Below are 18,884 nucleotides of genomic sequence, written 5' to 3' on the forward strand. Positions count from 1 at the left end.
CTCAGTGAACCTGATTGGGAATGGATAAAGTAAAAGGACGAATGGGGGCGGTAAATATCTTGCCGTCATCCGCGATAAACTGGTAGCTGCCTTGCATGCTACCAACCACGGTTTCCATTAGCGTGCCGCTGCTGTAATGGAAGGATTCACCTGGTTGCAAATAGGGGTATTCTCCAATCACGCCGCCACCTTTGACTTCTTGAACTTTTTCATTGCCGTCGGTGAGGATCCAGTGACGAGTTTGAAGTTTGGCAGCTTCCGTGCCGCAATTGGTCATAGAAATATGGTAAGCAAATACATAGCGTGATTCAGCTGGCGTTGACTGACTAGCCAGATATTCTGTACGAACAGAAATGACGATGTCGTACTTTTGCATTTAGGCTTCCTTTTTTAGAACATAATTCGCGATTCGCACAAACTCTTCTACGTCAAGTCTCTCTGGGCGCAACGTCGGGTCTATATTAAGGGCCAAGAAATCCTCGTTGTCTAGCACCCCTTTATAGTTGTTGCGCAAGGTTTTGCGACGCTGCTGGAAGCCGATTCTCACCATGTCTTCTAACATCTTGATGTTATCGACTGGATAAGGAAGCGTTTTGTGTGGCGTCATTCTGACAATGGCGGAATCGACTTTTGGGGCTGGGTCGAAGGATTCTGGACCAACAATAAAAAGCGATTCAACGCTGCAATAATACTGTGCCATGACGCTTAAACGCCCGTACAAGTTGTCGCCAGGGCGAGCCGCTAAACGATCTACGACCTCTTTTTGCAACATAAAATGCATATCGGCAATGACATGTGCTTGACTGAGTAGATGGAAAATTAACGGTGTTGAAATATTGTACGGTAAATTCCCCACAACGCGGATGATTTCATCGTTAGTGCATAATGACGTGAAGTCGAACTTCATGGCGTCTGCTTCATGAACCGTTAATTCCGGAAAACGAAACAAATTGACTTTTAAAATCGGAATAAGATCGCGATCCAGTTCAACCACGTCCATGCGTTCTGTGATGCTAATAATGCCTTCGGTCAGTGCTCCCTTACCGGGACCAATTTCTACCAGACGCTGGCCTTTTTTTGGGCCAATGCAAGCAACGATACGGCGGATGACACCATGGTCATGAAGGAAGTTTTGACCGAATCTTTTTCTGGCTTTATGGGGTTGTGATTTGCTCATTTAGAAAACTTTTTCGCGTTATTTGCCATGTTAATGGCATGTTGAATGGCCACTTTCAGGCTGCCGCTGTTGGCTTTGCCTGTGCCCGCTAAATCTATAGCAGTGCCGTGGTCGACAGAGGTTCGAATAATCGGTAAGCCTAAAGTGATATTGACGGCATTACCAAACCCTGAATATTTTAGCACAGGTAACCCCTGATCGTGATACATGGCCAGAGCGCAGTCTGCTTCATCAAGGTATTTGGGTGTAAACAGGGTATCGGCTGGCAAGGGGCCAATCAAATCTATACCTTCTAGGCGTAATTTATTGAGCGTTGGGATAATGGTGTCTATTTCTTCTCTGCCAAGATGCCCGTCTTCTCCAGCGTGTGGATTGAGTCCACAGACCAATATTTTTGGCTGCGCTATGCCGAATTTGATTTGTAGATCTTTATTGAGTGCTCTCACCACTAGGCTGATACTTTCCTCTGTGATCGCGACAGAGACGTCTTTCAGTGGTAAGTGAGTGGTGACTAACGCTACCTTCATCGCCTCCGTTGCCAACATCATGACGACGTGAGGAGATTGGCACTGAGCTTGAAAAAATTCGGTATGGCCAGAAAAATGCACGCCGGTGTCGCATAAAATACCCTTGTGCACCGGGGGAGTGACGATGGCGTCAAATTCTCCGCGCAGGCTTCCTTCGCCTGCTTGTTTGAGTGTTTCTAAAACATAGGGAGAATTGGCAAGGTCAAGCACACCGGCCACGGTTTTTTTTGCCTGCCGTATGGGAGAAACTTGAATGACGCCTTGTTGGTGTTTTCCTGCGTCCCGGGCGCTTTGTACATGCTCAAAAGAGACCTTTAGGCCTAATGTGTTGGCTCTGTCTAGAAGAAGATCTGGGTCAGCCAAGACGACTAAGCGAGCAGGGAAAGCCTGCTCGATTAGGGCTTTTAGAATAATATCTGGGCCTATACCTGCAGGCTCACCGGATGTAATGGCAATAATAGGAAGCGTCGTGGTAGCAGCATGGGCCATGAGTCTATCCTTATTGTTTAATATCAATGAAGGCATCAGCGCGCAGTTCGTCTAGCCAGTTACTCAACACAAGGTCTTGTTTTTGTGCTGTGAGGGCGCGTTCTGCATTAGTGCGTTTCACTCTGTCACTGATATCCGCCTCGCGACGGCCTTCCACTTGAAGAATGTGCCAGCCAAATTGAGTACGAAAAGGCTTACTAATGTCACCAATGTCAGTTTGATCCATCATGGCTTCAAACTCGGCGACCATGGTGCCAGGTGTGACCCAACCAAGATCGCCACCTTGCAAAGTAGAACCTTGATCTTCGCTGAACTCTCTGGCCACGGTAGCAAAATCAGTGGATGTTTGAAGTTTAGCGTAAATCTCATCCGCCAAGTCTTTGGTCTGTGACAAGGTACGAATCTCATTAGGACGCACTAATATGTGCCGTGCTTTTGTTTGCTGTTGCAAGGTGACATCAGGAGAACGTTGGTCAACGAGCCATAATAAATGAAAGCCTGCGTTGCTCTGTAAGGGGCCAATTAAAGGGCCTTTTTCTGTCTCCATTGCACGGACAAAAAGTGGGGGAAGTTGGTTCATTGGGCGCCAGCCTAAATCGCCGCCTTCAATGGCAAATTGACCGTCGGAGTTTTCTAATGCTTGTTGAATAAAGTCGTCTTCTGTTTTTATAACTTGGACAATGCGGTTAATGTCGGTTTGAGCTTGCTCGGGATTGTTCGCTCTCACTAGAATGTGACGAAGACGCACTTGTTGCTTCTCTTTTGACGCACTGGTGCTTGAACTCAGGTAATCATCAATCTCTTGATCTGAAATAACGATGCGCTTTCGGATGATGTCACGCTTGATATTGTTAATGAGAATTTCTTGCTCGATCTGGTCGCGATAGCGCGCGTAATCAATGCCCTTACTGGCGAGAACGGTCTTTAGCCCTTGAAGATCTAAGTTCATGTTCTTGGCGACCCCCAAAATGGCATTATCAACATCGCTGCTAGGGGCTCTCATCCCGACTTTACGAGCGTGATTGACCTGTAGGGTTTCTTCTATCATTTGGTTTTGTATTTGTCGGTAAATGTTATCCGTCATCACTCCGCCAGGGATACGTTCTTTGACAATTTCAAAACGATTTTCTATATCGCTTTGCAAAATAGGTTGTGAGTCGACAATGGCCGAAATGCCATCAATTTTTATTGGGGCGGCATGCAGCCAGGTTGCAGGCACGACCGTAAGAAGAATGAGGGTGAAAAAAGAAAGCAACTTCATGATTAATATCCAACGTTTCCTTGGTTCCAATAGGTATTAGCAATGTTGGCTTCGCTGTTTCCGCGCCCCGCACTGCTTAAACTGCGTAAAATGAATTGTAAAAAAATGCCTCTGTCGTACCGGTTACTATCGTTAAGCCAGTCTTGGTAGCTTAAGGATACTTTCAAGCAGCAGTTTTCATAACCAAAGCCGACCACTTCTTTTGTGGCGTCTTTGCGTAAAAAGTCATAGGTGTATTGTGTGTAAATAGACCAATTTTGGTTAAGTGGAAAAATACTGCCGATGCTGGCTTGTTTGGCGTCGTCATCGGATTGAGTATTATTGATCGAATACAAATAACTCAAATTAATTTTTATGTCGTCTTTTGGCGACAATGACGCAATGACTTGAGCCACGTTTATCTCATTGTTGTTTGGGTCATAATTCACATTCCCCGTTAGGCTATAACGACGACTATTGTAACTGGCTGACGTCAGTAAATCGCTGCGTTTTGCATCATCAATGGCGGCGTTTTGATTAGTATTCCCCGTAATACCAACATATCGGTCTTCTAAATAAAAGATCTGACCTGCCTTAAACGCCCATCTTTCATTATTATTTTCATCATACAGACGACTTTCAACACCCAGGGTCACTTGTTCTGTGTCGCCAATACGATCATTACCATTAAAGCGGATATGATTAAAAGCTTGTGAATAGGTTAGGGTGGGTTCACTTGCATCGAAATTAGGAATCTCATCTTGGTCTTCATAGGGGGCATTGAGGTAACTGATGCGTGGTTCAAGGGTTTGCCGCCACGGTTGATTGCGTTGCCCGATGCGTCGCTCGAACGCAATGGACGTATCTAGGTAGTGAGTTAAATGGCCAACCGAGGCGGTCCCTTCGGCAGCGGTTTTATAGTTGTAAAGATCATAACCTCGGTATTGCGCCAATATTCCCGCGTCTATGCGTCCCCAAGCGTTTGATAAAGTAAGCTTAGCGTTTTGATTTAATACCCTTCTTTGTCCGTCAAAATTGTCTTCGGCAGGATCATAGAAATCGGTGTATTGTGCATTGATGTCGTAATCAAAGTAGTTTGACGTTAAACGGTAGGAACTGGCTATGCGTGGCCGCCATTCGAAAGGTTGGTCTATCGCCTTATCAGGGGTTTGATAGGTTAGGTAAGTAACTGTATTAAGAAAATTGCCATTGTTAAATCCCACATATAGGCTGCGTTGATAATGGTCTTTTTCGCCAATGGATGTGCTGTTTGCTTCGGGATACTTGTCGTCGGTTGGGTTATCTTCTAGTAAAAAGCCCGCGTTAAAATGCTTATTAAATCGTTGTTCTGTCGTCAGTTTTAAGAGGGTCTGTTCGCCTTCAAGGTTGTCTGAAAACGTGGACTGTTCATACAGTGTTTGGCCAAAAGAGCTAAGATGACGAAACTCTAAATCAATGCCTTCGCCTTTCTCTTGAATAAAATGCGGTGTGATGGTCGCGTCGTAGTTTTCTGCGATGTTCCAATATACTGGGGCAGAAACACTCACGCCATCTTTACTGGAGAACCCAAAGCTGGGAAATAAAAAGCCACTTTGGCGTCTATCGTCTATGGGAAAGCGCAGCCATGGAAAGTAAAATACGGGCACGTTAGCAATATAGATTTGTATGTGTTTGGCGGTGCCAAATCCGCTAACAGTGTCTAGCTTGATTGAACTGCCATACAGTTTCCAGCTTTCTTCGTTGGGCTCACAAGTGGTAAAAAAACCGTCCTCGATAAAGATAACCCCCTCTTGATTACTGGACAGTAATTGCGCTTCGCCTCGAGCGCCAGAGGAATGGCTTAAAAAAGCGGCATCTTTAAATTCTGTGGTTGAGGAGTTACTAGAAATGTAACCGCTTGAGCTGCGAATGAGTTGGTCGTTAGTGCGTAAGGCGACATTTTGGTTTGCGAAGTAGTATTCTTCAGGTACGCCCTCAATGCTGTTTGCCGATAACGCCGACTCAGGCTGTAAAATATTCGCATCACCTTTTAGATGAGTCACCCCTTGTGCGTCTCTAAAAATGAGGTCGGCGGTCAGTTGAGTGCCTGTTACATTAGTGGCCTGCCAGCGATTCACATACGACCCTTGGCAATAACGGTTTAGGTCCGCTTGTTGTTGGGCGGTTAGAGACGCTCGTGGAACCCAGTCCCATTGTTCCACTTCACCATATGCCATAGGCAAGACGAAAAGACTTTGAAAAAATAAGGCGTAGGTACGTAAATGCTTAGCCATGCAGGGTATACTTGTCACCAAAGTTGTTGTCCGAAATCGGATAAGACCCAAATTAGGGTCGACGTTAGGCGACAAATGATAATCTATGCAGGCCTATAGGGGCTACCGATTCTGGAGAAATATCTTTATGTGGAAAATTGTTTGCGCCATTTTGGGTTTTATTTTGGCAGGTTTTGTAGGCGCCCTGATTGGTTTTTTTGTCGGTAGCATGATTGATAACGCTCAGAAAAAAGGTCGTTTTGGTCAAGGGTATGCCAAGCGTCGTTTACAGCAGGAGACGTTTTTTAGAACCTTGTTTCTTTTGATGGGCCGTCTTGCTAAGGCCGATGGTCAAGTCACTAAAGCAGAAATTGAATTAGCTCAGGCGGTTATGCTCCGTCTAAGATTGTCGCCTGCGGCCCAAGAGCAAGCCAAAAAGCTGTTTAACGAAGGTAAGTCCGATAATTTTGATTTATCCCAAGCGCTTAATACCTTTAAGTTGGTAGCAGGCACCAGCGAGCTGACACGTACTTTGTTAGAGGTGCTTTTGGTGTCTGCCTATGCAGATGGTCATTTCAGTACCGCAGAAAAGAATTTTGTTTTTTCGGTCTGTGAACAACTGGGTGTCTCGCAAGCGGAATTTGATGCATTGCATATACAGGTGAAACAGCAAGCACACTTCAGTCAGGGCCATCAAGGCGCGGATAAAAGGACCTCAAAAGATTTATTAAAGGCGGCATATGAGGCGCTTGGCGTCACTCCTGAAATGACAGACGCGGAAGTGAAAAAAGCCTATCGTCGTCTAATGAGTCAACATCACCCAGACAAGCTCAGCGCTAAAGGCTTGCCCGATGAAATGATTGAGCACGCTAAAGAGCGCACGCAGGAAATTCAGGCGGCTTACGAGATGGTAAAGAATTCACGTAAATAGCGGTGTGATCAAATTCACTGATTAAGGGCTTGTGTAAAAAAGCCCTTTGTTCACACTTGGTAGCGACTTTCTCTGCGTTATTTGTGAGGTGTGTTGCTTTAAAAAACCTCGCACTCTCTGAATAAGCAAGGGCTTGCTATCGTTACCGTTGACTCTGTCTGGTGTGGCATTTAACTGAATGTACTCGCCATTTTTTTGCGTTCTTTGGTTAGCCGCTTGCTTGCGCCATGCTGTAAATTGAATGTCGGCGGCCTGGTTTTGCACAGCATAATCAAGGGTAGGCTGCGCTACCTGACGAATTTTTTGAGCCAGATCGTAGTGGCTGATGCCGATAGTAGGCTCTATGTCAATCAGCACTAGAGCCATCCCCGCGGTTTGGTTTTGTTGAAGAAAGCTTAACGCGTAGCCCGCGCCCGTTTTATAGCCCAAAAGGACAAATTGTTCGATGTTTTCACTTCGGGCTTGCGCTATGGTGGCTTGAATTCGAGCGAACACCTCGTCTTGGTTGGGTAAGCTGTCTGCTGGCTGAGCGTCTTCTTCCTGTGTTGCTAGTTTGATTGGCTCACCACGCTTGATGATATCAGGCACTTCCATTGATAAGGTACACCAGCTGAACTCTGGTAAGGCATTACGTAGCGGTGCGATGGCATCGGGCCAATCTGGGTGTTCATTGTCAGCGTGTAACAGAATCACGCAACCTTGGGTTGAGTCTGTCATAGAGGCTTTATTGAGAACGAGAAAATCGGTGCCATTGGCTTCTAGGTTTTGAATTTCGTGACTAAGGCGACGTCGCTCTAAGGAGGATTTTAACGCTTCGATGCGAGCTGACTGCGGCCTAGGAATAACATAGTCCTGATTGTTCTCTGCCACAGTATTGGTTGGGGGTTCTGTGGTCGTTGCTGTATTGGGCGTTGCTTGAGGTTCTTCGGCCAATAGCGTCGTACTTAAGCCAAAGCAAACAAGAAGAGAGAGAATAGTTGTAAGCGGTGTCTGAATTTTCTGCATTGTTTTCAATACTTCTTTAACATGCCTTGGTAAAATGCAATCTACATTTTCACTATGAGACCTTTATTGTGTCACTGCTGGAGTCAGATATGAATGATTTTATCATTGCCCCTTCGATCCTTTCTGCCGATTTTGCTCGATTGGGTGAAGAGGTGGACAACGTATTGAAGGCCGGAGCCGATATCATACACTTTGATGTGATGGACAATCACTATGTGCCTAACTTAACCATTGGTCCTATGGTCTGCAAAGCGCTACGTAAGCACGGCGTGACGGCTGACATTGATGTGCATCTTATGGTGAAGCCTGTGGATCGAATGATAGGGGATTTTATTGAGGCTGGTGCGTCCATCATTACGTTTCACCCAGAAGCCAGTGAGCACATCGATAGGTCTTTGCAAATGATTCGCGATGGCGGCTGTAAAGCGGGCTTGGTCTTTAATCCTGCTACGCCCTTGCATTATTTAAAGCACGTCATGGACAAAGTTGACATGATTTTGTTGATGTCGGTTAACCCAGGGTTTGGCGGCCAGTCTTTTATTCCCAGCACTCTAGATAAATTGCGTGAAGCTCGTGCCTTGATTGATGCCAGCGGGTATAACATTCGCCTTGAGGTGGATGGTGGGGTGAGTGAAAAGAACATTGCTGAAATCGCACGAGCGGGTGCTGACACCTTTGTAGCGGGCTCCGCTATTTTTGGCAAAGACGACTACAAGTCCGTGATTGATCTGATGCGTAACGAATTGGCGAGTGTGCGTTAATGAAAACACCTAAGCATTTTTCTGCCTGGTTTGATGGTTGGCCTGAATTGGTCTGTTTGGATTTAGATGGCACACTGGTTGACAGTGTGCCTGATATTGCGGGGGCGGTGGATGCTTTCTTGGCTGAAATGGGCGCTCCTTTGGCTGGTGAAGAGCGCGTTCGCGGCTGGGTAGGGTTCGGCTCTGCTAAACTCATTGAGCAAGCATTAGAGTGGGCAGGTATTGATGCCAGTAAACATGAAGAAGCTTATCGCATTTTTTTACTGCATTATCGTGCCCATCTTACCGACAAAACGACGCTTTACCCAAATGTGAAAGCCTTACTTAAAGCGTTTAAGCATAACGGTGTTCCCGTGGCGCTTATCACTAATAAGCCCAGCGTATTTGTTAAGCCCATGATGGATCATTTTGAATTGACTGAGCATTTTGGTTGGCTGTTAGGCGGCGACACACTAGAGGAAAAGAAACCTTCTGCGTTGCCGCTGTTGTATTGCAGTGAATCGATTGAAGCTTTGCCAGAAAAATGTCTCATGATAGGGGACTCGATCACCGACTCTAAAGCGGCTAAGAATGCGGGCTTTCGATGCGCGCTCGTTACTTATGGTTACCATCAAGGAGTTGATCTGACGTCGTTAGGCGCGGACGCTGTGATTGATGACCTAGCAGAGCTGCTTATGTGATCTTTCCCCAATTCAGCGATGCTCTCCAAGTAGGATAAACCACAGAACACCAAGCAAAATCGGCTTGGTGTTCTTTATTTGCGGTTATGTTGGATTAATTGGCGTAACCGTGCGGTTATCGTTCGCACTCGTGACTCTTTCGTTCAGAATGTGCATCTTGTTATCTTCAGACATGTGCAGGGTATGCGTTGGGAAGGCTACTTCTGCCCCATGTTTTTCAATAATCTGCATGGCTTTAAATAACACATCTTGTTTGACGTTGTGAAAGGTTCGCCAATCCACAGTTTTAGTATAAGTATAAATAAAGAAGTCTAGGGATGAGGGGCCAAATTGGTTAAAGTTGACCATGAAGATTTGTTCTGTGTCTAGGTCCTCATGATGCTCAATCATGTCTTTTATTTCCGCTAGAATAGTGGGTAAACGGCTAAAATCTGAATAGCGCACACCAATGGTTTCGTTAATGCGGCGATGTGTCATGCGCGATGGATTTTCGACTGAAATTAATGAAAAGGTCGAATTGGGAACATACAAGGGACGTTTATCAAAGGTTCTAATTCGTGTCTGTCTCCAGCCAATGTGTTCGACGACGCCCTCAATGTTTTGATCTGGAGAACGAACCCAGTCACCGATCACAAAGGGTCGATCTAAATATACCATCAAGCCACCAAAAAAGTTGGCCAGCAAGTCTTTTGCGGCAAAGCCGACGGCAATACCGCCGATACCGCCAAATGCCAGTACCCCGGAAATACTGTAGCCTAAGGTTTGTAGTATGACTAATGCTGACGTTATAAATACAGACGCTCTTAACAATTTACTAATTGCGCTTGCGGTGGTGTAATCGACATTACTGGTTGTTCTTAATGTTTTTTCACTTTCCGAGACACAACGCAACACAAACCAAGTCAATATGACAATCACACCCACTTCGCGAATGGACTGAATCAGTGAAGACAGAGCGGGATCTATTTCGCTGCCTGATATTTCGGCCGCGATACTTAAACCAAACAGCCAGATAAACACACCAACTGGCTTTTGTGCGGCATGAATGAGCACATTGTCCCAAGGTGTTTTGGTGCGCTCCAGCTGCTTATCAATACGTGCTAACACGCGAGTAGCAACAAAGTTTATTACCAGTGTAGCGAGTACCACGAGGAAAACCTGTACTATCCAGTGCATAGTTGAGTCGCCAAGACCAATGTAAGACTGTGCTGTTTCCCAATTCATTTTCATGTTCTCTGCGTATTAAATAGTCAGTAAATTAAAAATTTTGTATATAGGTTGTTGTTGATTGGAATCAAAGTAGCAACAAGGTTCCTAGGCCTAAAAAGGCAACAAATCCCGCAATATCAGTCACTGTGGTTAAAATCACTGAGCCAGACAGGGCAGGGTCAATACGGAGCTTATCCAGCAAAACAGGGATTAGAACGCCGGACAGCGCAGCCATAAAAATATTGACGATAATGGCGAGGCCGATCACAACACCAAGCATTGGGCTTTCAAACCACCAGAGTGTGACAACGCCAATGACGATAGCCCAGAGTATGCCGTTTAGACCACCCACTTTGAGCTCTTTTGAGAGGAGCGATTTTAAGTTGCTGCGAGTGATCTGCCCAAGGGCCAAGCCACGCACAATTAAGGTTAAAGTTTGGCTGCCCGCAATGCCCCCCATGGAGGCGACTACAGGCATTAATACAGCCAGCGCGACCACTTGTTGTAAGGTTGCTTCAAAAATCCCAATAAAGGCGGATGCCATAAAAGCAGTCAATAGGTTGATGCCTAACCAAATACCACGGGTTGATGCGCTGCGTCGAACCGGTGCAAATAGATCGGATTCTTCATTTAAACCCGCCGTCGACATCTGTTGCGCTTCATGTTCCAAGCGCCACGTTTCCATAGCCAAACCCGCGTGAAAACGCCCCAATAGTATGTGGTTTTCATCGACCACGGGCAGTGCCGCTAGTGCAGATCGCTCTAGCTGTTCCGCGGCTTTTGTTAGTTCAGTATCGTCACGTATGAAGGAACACTCTTCATCTATCAGGCTGGAAATGGGCTCGTGGCCTTGTGCTTTGAACAAGCGGTCAAACTTCACGCAACCCACCCAGCGGCCAGTTCGATTGACCAAATACACCATATCGGTGTAATCAGGTGTCTTTTTTTTCAGCAGTCTCAGGGCTTCTGAGGTGCGAATTGATTGAGAGGCGATTAATAGCTCATGGTCAATCCAACGGCCGACCACGTCTTCATCGTAAACAATACCTTGTTGGTAATATTCACGTTGTTTGGTGTCCATTTGTTTGAGCGCAATGTCAACCAAACGATCCGGTAAAGAGTCGGTAATCTCGAGCAAATCTTCGGCGTCAACGTCGGTAAACAAGCTTTCGATTTCAGCATCATCTAGCTCTCGTAATAATAGCTGGCGCGATTCGCCACGCATTTCAACGAGGATATCCAGTCGATTGGCTTGTTTGATATTTGCCCAAGCTTGGCGACGTTGTGCCAGTGGAATAGATTCAAGCGCCAGTGCAACATCGTCAGGAGTCAGTTCTGATATGGCTTTACTGATGGATTCGGGGGAGTGCTCTTCAGTAATGAGCGTTTCTATGAGGTCAGCAACTTGGTTATGCACAGGGCGTCCTTAAAAACACGAAATTATAACATGAAGGTAACATGTTTTTGTGTTCCTAGTAATCAGCTAATCATTCGCGCTTGTGCCTTTTGAGCGTGCTACCTAGGTATTTTTTGTCGTCCTTCATGAAAAAGGCAAACTGGGAATTTTAATCAATGAGCCTAAAAAAAAGCGATAGAAAACAGGATGCTTTCTATCGCAGGCGTGAGGATGTTTGATGTCTATTGTGTTAGCAAAGACAAGTTATTTGATCACTTACTCAACATTGATGATTTCAAAACTGTGGACGATGTTGACGCCCCCTTTTTCAAGCATCAAGGACGCAGAGCAATACTCTTCAGCGGATAATTTGACGGCTCTTGCCACCACGCTGTCTTTTAGATTGCGACCTGTCACGACGAAATGCACACGGATTTCGGTAAACACAGCAGGCACTGTGTCTGCACGGTCTGCATCAATCTGCGCCACACAAGAAACGACATCTTGGCGAGATTTTTTTAAAATACCCACCACGTCATACGAGGTACAACCGCCTAGTCCAGCAAGGATAAGCTCCATGGGGCGTGGCCCAGCTACCTGATTACCATCGATCTCTATTTTAAAACCGGATCCCGTTTCTGCACTAAAATGGACGTCTTTTTGCCAACTTACGTTCGTTTTCATTTTCCAACCTTGTTGTGTGTGTTAGGACTGAAACAATTCTTTTAGTTTGGTGCCTGGGTCGTCTGCGCGCATAAAGGCTTCACCGACTAAAAAGGCATTAATGCCTTTTTGGCGCATGAGCGCAACATCGTCACGGGTGTGGATACCGCTTTCCGTTACGATCAGGCTGTTAGAAGGCGCGCTGCCCATTAAATCAAAGGTATGAGACAAGCTCAGCTCAAACGTATGCAAGTCACGATTATTAATACCAAGCAGTTCGCTCTGAGAGAATTCCAATGCCAACTCTAACTCTGGTCGGTTATGAACTTCAACTAGAACATCCATGCCAAGATCTTGGGCTAAGGCTTCTAAAGCGCGAAGCTGTTTGCCTTCTAGGCACGCCGCAATTAACAAAATGCAGTCCGCGCCAATTGCTCTGGCTTCCAGAACTTGATACTCATCGACAATAAAATCTTTGCGAATGACGGGCAGTTTACAGGCGTTTCGCGCTTCTATTAAAAAGTCTTCATGGCCTTGGAAAAAGTCACGATCTGTGAGCACAGATAAGCAAGCCGCGCCTCCTTGCTGATAGGATCTTGCGATATCGGCAGGCAAAAACGGATTTCTTAATATGCCTTTGCTCGGAGACGCTTGTTTAATTTCTGCAATAACCGCCGCATGACCAATCGCTACCTGGTGTCTGAGTGCTTTAGCAAAGCCACGAGGCGCATTGTGTACATTGGCAACAGAAGCCGCCATTTCCATATTGGCATAGGGCGTGTGCGCTTTTCGCTCTGCGATTTCTTCGTACTTACGTGCCACTATTTTTTTTAAAATGGTTGGTGTTTCAACTTGCATCCGATTTTTGCTCCTATTGTGGAGTGGCTATTCTTAATATAACCCGTTCTTAATGTGGCTGTGATTAAAGTGACTCTGGGCTCATAAAGCAACGAGTAAAGCTGGCCATCTCAGAGATTTTTAGCTTAGCAGTACCACCACCAATCACGTCTTCCGCGATGATAACGCCCTCGGCCAAGGTATCCGCAATACCAGATACATAAATGGCAGCGCCCGCGTTTAATGCCACAATATCACGAGCCGGGTTGATTTTCCCCTTGCCTTCAAGAGCGGTTTTAATCAGCTCTAAACTCTGGCTAGCATCAAAAGCTTGTATGGTCTCGATGGATTGGATTGGAATACCAAAGTCTTCTGGGGAGATTTGATATTCCATAATATCGCCATTTTTCAGTTCTGCCACATGGGTGGGGGCCGCGATACTGATTTCATCTAAGCCATCTTCAGAATGGACCACCATGACATGTTCACTACCCAGTGCTTTGAGCACTTCCGCGATCGGTCGTAGCCACTTTTTATCAAAGACCCCCATGACCTGACGCTTGGCGTTAGCTGGATTGGTCAGTGGGCCAAGAAGATTAAATATGGTGCGCGTCGCCATTTCTTTGCGGGGGCCAACCGCATACTTCATTGCTGCGTGATGGTTGGGGGCAAACATAAAGCCTATTCCAATTTCTTCGATGCATCGGCAGACTTGCTCGTTGGTGAGTCCCAAATAAATGCCTGCCTGCTCAAGCACATCCGCGCTACCAGATTTCGATGACACAGAACGTCCACCGTGTTTTGCAACCTTACCGCCCGCCGCGGCAACCACAAAGGTCGATGCCGTAGAAACATTAAATAAATGGCTGCTGTCGCCACCTGTGCCACAGGTATCAACAAGGTGCTCTAGGTTTAGGGTGACTTTGCTAGACAGCTCGCGCATGACTTCGGCGGCGGCCGTTATTTCCTCAACAGTTTCGCCTTTCATGCGCAGTGCCACTAGGAAACCGCCAATTTGTGCCGGTGTCGCTTGTCCTGTCATAATGTCTTGCATTACGGTCCGCATATCTTCTGCGGTTAGGTTTTGGTGCTCAATAACCGCTGAAATTGCTTGCTGAATATTCACCAGCTTCTCCTATCGAGTTAAAAAGTTTGCTAATAACGCATGACCTGCTTCGGTCAAAATCGACTCTGGGTGGAACTGCACCCCTTCAACCTCAAGCGTTTTGTGCCGAATTCCCATGATCTCTTCTTGATTGCCTAATGCATCTTGGCTCCACGCAGTCACCTCAAGGCAATCAGGCAAGGCATCTTTTGATATCACCAAAGAGTGATAACGTGTCGCTGTTTGAGGATTTGGTAAACCGGAAAAAACCGAACGATTGTTATGGTAAATTAAAGACGTTTTCCCGTGCATGACATTTTTAGCACGAATCACCTTACCCCCAAAGACTTGCCCGATACTTTGATGGCCTAAGCAAATACCCAAAATGGGGATCTTGCCGGCAAATCTTGCAATAGCGGCCATAGAAATACCTGCATCATCAGGCGTACAAGGCCCCGGAGAGATAACTAGGTGGGAAGGTGACAATCGTTCTATCTCACCGACACTGATTTCGTCATTACGATAAACGTGAACATCGGCCCCTAGCTCACGAAAATATTGCACCAAGTTATACGTGAAAGAATCGTAGTTATCGATCATTAGCAACATGAAAAGCGTCACTCACTGACATTTATTGGGTGAAACACAGCCCATAATATAAGGGCCACTTTGGCATTGTGTGCAGAAAAAAACACCGTATGAAACGGATTTTAAAGGATTTAAGCTATGAACACGAACATTAGATTGTGTTTTGCCTACAAGGTCTAGCGGCGGCTAGTGTAAAAATGAAACGAGACAAACGGAGTAGAGTAGAGCACAAAGAAGAATGGTGTCCCCGGCAGGATTCGAACCTGCGACCTATCCCTTAGGAGGGGATTGCGCTATCCAGCTGTGCCACGGGGACGTTAACATTTGATTGTGAAATACTACCATAAGAATTTAACTCAATGAACAAAATATCTAGGTATGAGTCTGTATTAAAAGGTTTTTTTATTAAGCCTCAGTGTAGACTGGGGGAGTCTTTCTATTGAAGGCGTCTAGGGGCGCTTTTTATATATAACCTTGAGGAGGGTATTTTGTTACCGGTACTGTATTCTTTTAGGCGCTGTCCTTATGCGATTAGGGCGCGATACATGATTGCTTTGTTGCAGGAGCCTGTTTATCTTCGTGAGGTGGTGTTGAAAGCAAAGCCGCCTGAATTACTCGCGTTAGGTGGCCGGTCAAGTGTGCCTCAGCTGGTGGATATGCAGGGAACACGATACCCTGAAAGCTTGGATATTATGTATTGGGCTCTGTCTCGCGCAAAAGATCGCACGCTCGCTGAGTTTTTATATCCTATTTCGTGTATTAAACGTCACAAAATAGCGTCTTGGGTGGCGTATAACGATCACTTTTTTAAGTATTGGTTGGTCCGCTACAAGTACGCAGATCGGTATCCAGAAGGTGAAGCGAGTGATTATCGTGCTCGGGCTGAAAGGTTTTTGCGCAGGTTGGAAGGGCGCTTAAGCCAGCGTGTTTTTTTGTTGGGTGATACGGTCAGTTTAGCAGATATCGCTGTCTTTCCCTTTATTCGTCAATTTGCTGGTGTTGATCAAGCTTGGTTTGAAGCAGCGGACTATCCGTTTGTTCAGGCTTGGCTGCGAGGCTTTACCCATTCGTCCCTGTTTAATCAGGTTGTTATGGTAAAGCATCCAGCATGGCTGGCTGGGCAAGAGGAAGGTATTTACCCAGCCAGCCTGACTAGTCTATGAATAAGTGGATCAAAGGATCAGTCAATAATCCCTAGGCTAACCCAGTACAAAAAGCCGGGATCCGCATCGCTGGGTAGGCGAAGTGGCACAAAATTTCCGGCACTGTCTAAGTAGGACGAGCTAGGAAAATTTTGTTTTAGTACCGCTAAGTTGGTGTCAGCCAGAAGATTTTTCTCAAGATCTAGGTACGACTGAATATTAATAGCCAAGGCTTCCTCTACGGACTGAGAGCTTGGGTAATTTAAGATAACCTGTTGGCTACGCTGCAAAGCCGACAGCGGTGCTTTACGTTTTAGGTAGTAACGTGCCACTTGTAGCTCATGGCGTGCCACCATATCTCGCAAATACAACATGCGCGCTTTGGCATCTGGCGCATAAGTGCTGTCTGGGTAGCGCCCAGTAAAGTCGGCAAACTCTCTAAACGCTTTTGCGAGCTCTTTGGAGTCACGCGCGCTTGGATCGGCATTGAGAAAGCGCGTAATCAGGCTTTCAGCGCCTTTGTAAGTAGATAAAGCACGCATGTAGTAGGCGTAGTCAGCGGCTTCGTTTTCAGGGTGATTTTTGATAAAGCGTTCCGCAGCAGCATGGGCCGAGATGAAGTCACTGGCCTGCATGTGAGCGAAGATTAAGTCGAGCTCAGCTCGAGAACTAAATTCGCCAAACGGATAGCGAGAGTCGAGATCTCGCAAGTGCTTGATAGCGGTCGTCGGTAGGTTATCCGCCAGTGCTTTTTGTGCTTTTTCATAGTAAACGCGTTCAGGCAGGTCTGGTTCTTGCACTTGCTGGCTCGAACAGGCCACTATTAAAAAAGAAAAACTTACTATTCCAGAGAAACGGAGCAACGAGTGATGAAATCCCATGTATAATCAAAACCTTGATATGGTAGTAGATTAGCCTTAATCGGCATTTTGTAGCGTTAAATTGCGAAAGATGATGAAGTGCAAGGCGCTACACGTTTTTTCACTTTCAAGCTCTATGATAAATTTAATGAGCTGAAAACAACAGTAAAAGTACATTGTATGGCAGAGCGTATAGTAAAAGAAGCCCAAGTCCCTTTCGATTTGGGTGGTAACCGATTTGATCAGATCGCGACGGAATTGTTTAACGGCTATTCTCGTTCACGTATCCAAAGCTGGATCAAAGAAGGTGTATTAAAAGTGGACGGCAAGATCACCAAGCCAAAAGAAAAGCTGTTTGGTGGCGAAATTATGTCGTTGGACATAGTGATTGAAGCGCAAGAAGATCATGAAGCGCAAGAAATGGCGTTGGATGTTGTTTATGAAGACAACGATATCATAATCGTCAATAAGCCCGCAGGTTTGGTAGTGCATCCGGCGGTGGGTAACCGTGATGGTACCCTGATGAACGCGATTCTGCATCATGCGCCGGAAACAGCGCATTTACCAAGAGCGGGTATCGTTCACCGTCTTGATAAAGAAACCACAGGTTTGATGGTGGTGGCTAAGACGTTAGCCGCGCAGACGGATTTAGTCATGCAGCTTCAAGAGCGCAGTATGGGCCGTGAATACGAAGCGGTGTCTATTGGTGTGATGACCGGTGGCGGGGTTGTAGACGAACCCATTGGGCGTCATCCGCACAATCGTCAAAAACAGGCGGTAGAGCCGGTGAACGGCAAAGATGCGGTAACACATTATCGTTTAGTTGAGCGTTTTAAGAATCACACGCACATTCGTTTGAAACTGGAAACCGGTCGAACTCACCAGATTCGTGTGCACATGGCGTTTATTCAGTACCCATTAGTGGGCGATCCACAATACGGCGGTCGTTTAAAAATGCCGAAAGCCTGTTCGGCTGAGCTGCAAGACGAATTGCGCCATTTTCGTCGCCAGGCATTGCATGCTAAAAGACTGGAGCTGGCTCACCCTATTACGGGAGAATGGATGGAGTGGGAAGTTGACTTACCCGACGACATGAAAAAGCTGTTAGAGGCGCTTAAAAAAGATATGGTGGAATCAGGCAGTAATGATTCTGACTATTTCTAATCAAGCGGTTGCAGTCGAAAGATTGATATATTGAATGATTAAGAGGCAGCCTAGGCTGCCTTTTTGTTTTTTTATTGGATGATTTGTGTATTCGAGGGTGTTTATGTCTTTGTATGACGCGTCTTTTATTCTGCCAAATTGGCCTGCGCCGTCACGAGTTCGTGCCTATGTGTCGACCCGTGTTGGTGGCGTGAGTCAGCCGCCATTTGATTCGCTGAATTTAGGAGGGCATGTGGACGATGAGATTGAACATGTTGTCGAGAATCGTCGTCTATTTGCCACAGCGATCAAGATGCCAAGTTCACTGCAATGGCTAAATCAGATTCACGGAACGACCGTTGCGCGTTTGCCTTGCGACCATTTACCAGACAGTGCGGATGCGGCGTTTTCAGACCAAGTCAATCAGGTCTGTGCCGTATTGACGGCAGATTGTTTGCCCGTGTTTTTTTGTGATGCAGCAGGGGAAAAAGTGGCTGTCGCCCATGCCGGCTGGCGTGGTTTGTGTGCGGGTGTGTTGGAAGAAACCTTAAGCGGCTTTGATGATCCAGAAACGGTACTGGTATGGCTAGGTCCAGCTATTGGCCCCGAGGCTTTTGAGGTGGGAGATGAAGTCCGAGAGGCATTTATGTCTGTTACTACAGCAGCGGAGGCTGCCTTTAAACCAGCCCAGCAACAAGGCAAATGGTTAGGCGACCTTTATTTATTGGCGAAACAACGTTTATCGGCCGCTGGCGTGGCGCAGATATACGGTGGCGACCATTGTACCTTTACGGATGAGGCGCGTTTTTATTCTTATCGACGAGAAGGGAAAACGGGTCGCATGGCGTCTGTGATCTGGTTGGATGAGCAATAAAGGCT

19 protein-coding genes and 1 tRNA gene are annotated in these 18,884 nt (G+C 46.3%); 6 read left to right on the forward strand and 14 right to left on the reverse strand.

Features of this window, described 5'->3' with window-relative positions:
- Position 1: 1 nt before the first annotated feature.
- Genes apaG through EBI00_RS01215 form a run of 5 tightly spaced genes read right to left on the reverse strand, consistent with a single transcriptional unit; the run spans position 2 to position 5,706 of the window.
- Complete coding sequence (gene apaG, locus EBI00_RS01195) at positions 2-376, reverse strand: Co2+/Mg2+ efflux protein ApaG (protein WP_123094105.1); 375 nt, start codon at positions 374-376, stop codon at positions 2-4.
- Positions 377-1,177, reverse strand: coding sequence for a 16S rRNA (adenine(1518)-N(6)/adenine(1519)-N(6))-dimethyltransferase RsmA (gene rsmA / locus EBI00_RS01200; protein ID WP_123094106.1), 801 nt, complete (start codon positions 1,175-1,177; stop codon positions 377-379).
- The gene (gene pdxA / locus EBI00_RS01205; protein ID WP_123094107.1) at positions 1,174-2,193 is read right to left on the reverse strand and encodes a 4-hydroxythreonine-4-phosphate dehydrogenase PdxA; all 1,020 of its coding nucleotides are present in this window, start codon (positions 2,191-2,193) and stop codon (positions 1,174-1,176) included. The genes rsmA and pdxA overlap by 4 nt, the downstream gene beginning before the upstream one ends.
- A 10-nt stretch (positions 2,194-2,203) precedes the next feature.
- The gene (locus tag EBI00_RS01210; protein ID WP_123094108.1) at positions 2,204-3,454 is read right to left on the reverse strand and encodes a peptidylprolyl isomerase; all 1,251 of its coding nucleotides are present in this window, start codon (positions 3,452-3,454) and stop codon (positions 2,204-2,206) included.
- A 2-nt stretch (positions 3,455-3,456) separates the two neighbouring features.
- A complete protein-coding gene (locus EBI00_RS01215) occupies positions 3,457-5,706 on the reverse strand; it encodes an LPS-assembly protein LptD (protein WP_174714879.1) in 2,250 nt (749 codons plus the stop codon).
- A 127-nt stretch (positions 5,707-5,833) separates the two neighbouring features.
- Between EBI00_RS01215 and djlA the strand changes: the two genes are divergently transcribed.
- Positions 5,834-6,616: a co-chaperone DjlA gene (gene djlA / locus EBI00_RS01220; protein WP_123094109.1), complete on the forward strand. Its 783-nt coding sequence runs from the start codon at positions 5,834-5,836 to the stop codon at positions 6,614-6,616.
- Positions 6,617-6,637: 21 nt separating this feature from the next.
- On the opposite strand, the gene EBI00_RS01225 is transcribed toward djlA, so the two are convergent.
- Positions 6,638-7,621: a DUF3530 family protein gene (locus EBI00_RS01225; RefSeq protein WP_123094110.1), complete on the reverse strand. Its 984-nt coding sequence runs from the start codon at positions 7,619-7,621 to the stop codon at positions 6,638-6,640.
- Positions 7,622-7,710: 89 nt separating this feature from the next.
- On the opposite strand from EBI00_RS01225, the gene rpe reads away from it, so the two are divergent.
- On the forward strand, positions 7,711-8,382 hold the full coding sequence (gene rpe, locus EBI00_RS01230; protein ID WP_123094111.1) for a ribulose-phosphate 3-epimerase: 672 nt from the start codon (positions 7,711-7,713) through the stop codon (positions 8,380-8,382).
- On the forward strand, positions 8,382-9,062 hold the full coding sequence (locus tag EBI00_RS01235; protein WP_123094112.1) for a phosphoglycolate phosphatase: 681 nt from the start codon (positions 8,382-8,384) through the stop codon (positions 9,060-9,062). The genes rpe and EBI00_RS01235 overlap by 1 nt, the downstream gene beginning before the upstream one ends.
- 84 nt (positions 9,063-9,146) lie before the next feature.
- Here the strand turns inward: EBI00_RS01235 and EBI00_RS01240 are convergent, their stop codons facing one another.
- From EBI00_RS01240 to EBI00_RS01270, 7 genes are all read right to left on the reverse strand, one after another.
- Positions 9,147-10,286 carry a mechanosensitive ion channel family protein gene (locus EBI00_RS01240; protein WP_123094113.1) on the reverse strand — a complete coding sequence of 380 codons (1,140 nt, stop codon included), beginning with the start codon at positions 10,284-10,286 and terminating at the stop codon, positions 9,147-9,149.
- A 70-nt stretch (positions 10,287-10,356) separates the two neighbouring features.
- A complete protein-coding gene (locus EBI00_RS01245) occupies positions 10,357-11,688 on the reverse strand; it encodes a magnesium transporter (RefSeq protein WP_123094114.1) in 1,332 nt (443 codons plus the stop codon).
- 255 nt (positions 11,689-11,943) lie between these two features.
- On the reverse strand, positions 11,944-12,351 hold the full coding sequence (locus EBI00_RS01250) for an OsmC family protein (RefSeq protein ID WP_123094115.1): 408 nt from the start codon (positions 12,349-12,351) through the stop codon (positions 11,944-11,946).
- Positions 12,352-12,372: 21 nt separating this feature from the next.
- Positions 12,373-13,188, reverse strand: a complete 816-nt coding sequence (trpC, locus tag EBI00_RS01255; protein ID WP_123094116.1) for an indole-3-glycerol phosphate synthase TrpC — start codon at positions 13,186-13,188, stop codon at positions 12,373-12,375.
- 64 nt (positions 13,189-13,252) lie between these two features.
- The gene (trpD, locus tag EBI00_RS01260) at positions 13,253-14,293 is read right to left on the reverse strand and encodes an anthranilate phosphoribosyltransferase (RefSeq protein WP_123094117.1); all 1,041 of its coding nucleotides are present in this window, start codon (positions 14,291-14,293) and stop codon (positions 13,253-13,255) included.
- A gap of 9 nt (positions 14,294-14,302) precedes the next feature.
- Positions 14,303-14,881, reverse strand: a complete 579-nt coding sequence (locus EBI00_RS01265; RefSeq protein ID WP_123094118.1) for an aminodeoxychorismate/anthranilate synthase component II — start codon at positions 14,879-14,881, stop codon at positions 14,303-14,305.
- 218 nt (positions 14,882-15,099) lie between these two features.
- Positions 15,100-15,176 (reverse strand) — tRNA-Arg (locus tag EBI00_RS01270).
- Between the two features lie 172 nt (positions 15,177-15,348).
- Between EBI00_RS01270 and EBI00_RS01275 the strand changes: the two genes are divergently transcribed.
- Entirely contained in the window at positions 15,349-16,023 is a 675-nt protein-coding gene (locus EBI00_RS01275; RefSeq protein WP_123094119.1) for a glutathione S-transferase, read from the forward strand.
- A 17-nt stretch (positions 16,024-16,040) separates the two neighbouring features.
- On the opposite strand, the gene EBI00_RS01280 is transcribed toward EBI00_RS01275, so the two are convergent.
- A complete protein-coding gene (locus tag EBI00_RS01280) occupies positions 16,041-16,883 on the reverse strand; it encodes an outer membrane protein assembly factor BamD (protein WP_123094120.1) in 843 nt (280 codons plus the stop codon).
- Positions 16,884-17,042: 159 nt separating this feature from the next.
- On the opposite strand from EBI00_RS01280, the gene rluD reads away from it, so the two are divergent.
- Both rluD and pgeF read left to right on the forward strand, forming a co-directional pair.
- On the forward strand, positions 17,043-18,026 hold the full coding sequence (rluD, locus tag EBI00_RS01285; protein WP_123094438.1) for a 23S rRNA pseudouridine(1911/1915/1917) synthase RluD: 984 nt from the start codon (positions 17,043-17,045) through the stop codon (positions 18,024-18,026).
- Positions 18,027-18,129: 103 nt separating this feature from the next.
- Positions 18,130-18,879: a peptidoglycan editing factor PgeF gene (gene pgeF, locus EBI00_RS01290; RefSeq protein ID WP_123094121.1), complete on the forward strand. Its 750-nt coding sequence runs from the start codon at positions 18,130-18,132 to the stop codon at positions 18,877-18,879.
- Positions 18,880-18,884: the final 5 nt, after the last annotated feature.

Origin of the sequence: Marinomonas hwangdonensis (assembly GCF_003721245.1) — a bacterium.
GTDB lineage: Bacteria > Pseudomonadota > Gammaproteobacteria > Pseudomonadales > Marinomonadaceae > Marinomonas > Marinomonas hwangdonensis.

What these genes read in the sequence shown, in the direction of transcription:
- djlA (WP_123094109.1), top strand. Translation starts at nt 5,834, where the DNA reads ATGTGGAAAATTGTTTGCGCCATTTTGGGTTTTATTTTGGCAGGTTTT.
- apaG (WP_123094105.1), bottom strand. Translation starts at nt 376, where the DNA reads ATGCAAAAGTACGACATCGTCATTTCTGTTCGTACAGAATATCTGGCT.
- EBI00_RS01280 (WP_123094120.1), bottom strand. Translation starts at nt 16,883, where the DNA reads ATGGGATTTCATCACTCGTTGCTCCGTTTCTCTGGAATAGTAAGTTTT.
- EBI00_RS01215 (WP_174714879.1), bottom strand. Translation starts at nt 5,706, where the DNA reads ATGGCTAAGCATTTACGTACCTACGCCTTATTTTTTCAAAGTCTTTTC.
- EBI00_RS01240 (WP_123094113.1), bottom strand. Translation starts at nt 10,286, where the DNA reads ATGAATTGGGAAACAGCACAGTCTTACATTGGTCTTGGCGACTCAACT.
- rluD (WP_123094438.1), top strand. Translation starts at nt 17,043, where the DNA reads ATGGCAGAGCGTATAGTAAAAGAAGCCCAAGTCCCTTTCGATTTGGGT.
- EBI00_RS01210 (WP_123094108.1), bottom strand. Translation starts at nt 3,454, where the DNA reads ATGAAGTTGCTTTCTTTTTTCACCCTCATTCTTCTTACGGTCGTGCCT.
- pgeF (WP_123094121.1), top strand. Translation starts at nt 18,130, where the DNA reads ATGTCTTTGTATGACGCGTCTTTTATTCTGCCAAATTGGCCTGCGCCG.
- EBI00_RS01225 (WP_123094110.1), bottom strand. Translation starts at nt 7,621, where the DNA reads ATGCAGAAAATTCAGACACCGCTTACAACTATTCTCTCTCTTCTTGTT.
- pdxA (WP_123094107.1), bottom strand. Translation starts at nt 2,193, where the DNA reads ATGGCCCATGCTGCTACCACGACGCTTCCTATTATTGCCATTACATCC.
- EBI00_RS01235 (WP_123094112.1), top strand. Translation starts at nt 8,382, where the DNA reads ATGAAAACACCTAAGCATTTTTCTGCCTGGTTTGATGGTTGGCCTGAA.
- trpC (WP_123094116.1), bottom strand. Translation starts at nt 13,188, where the DNA reads ATGCAAGTTGAAACACCAACCATTTTAAAAAAAATAGTGGCACGTAAG.
- EBI00_RS01250 (WP_123094115.1), bottom strand. Translation starts at nt 12,351, where the DNA reads ATGAAAACGAACGTAAGTTGGCAAAAAGACGTCCATTTTAGTGCAGAA.
- rpe (WP_123094111.1), top strand. Translation starts at nt 7,711, where the DNA reads ATGAATGATTTTATCATTGCCCCTTCGATCCTTTCTGCCGATTTTGCT.
- rsmA (WP_123094106.1), bottom strand. Translation starts at nt 1,177, where the DNA reads ATGAGCAAATCACAACCCCATAAAGCCAGAAAAAGATTCGGTCAAAAC.
- EBI00_RS01265 (WP_123094118.1), bottom strand. Translation starts at nt 14,881, where the DNA reads ATGTTGCTAATGATCGATAACTACGATTCTTTCACGTATAACTTGGTG.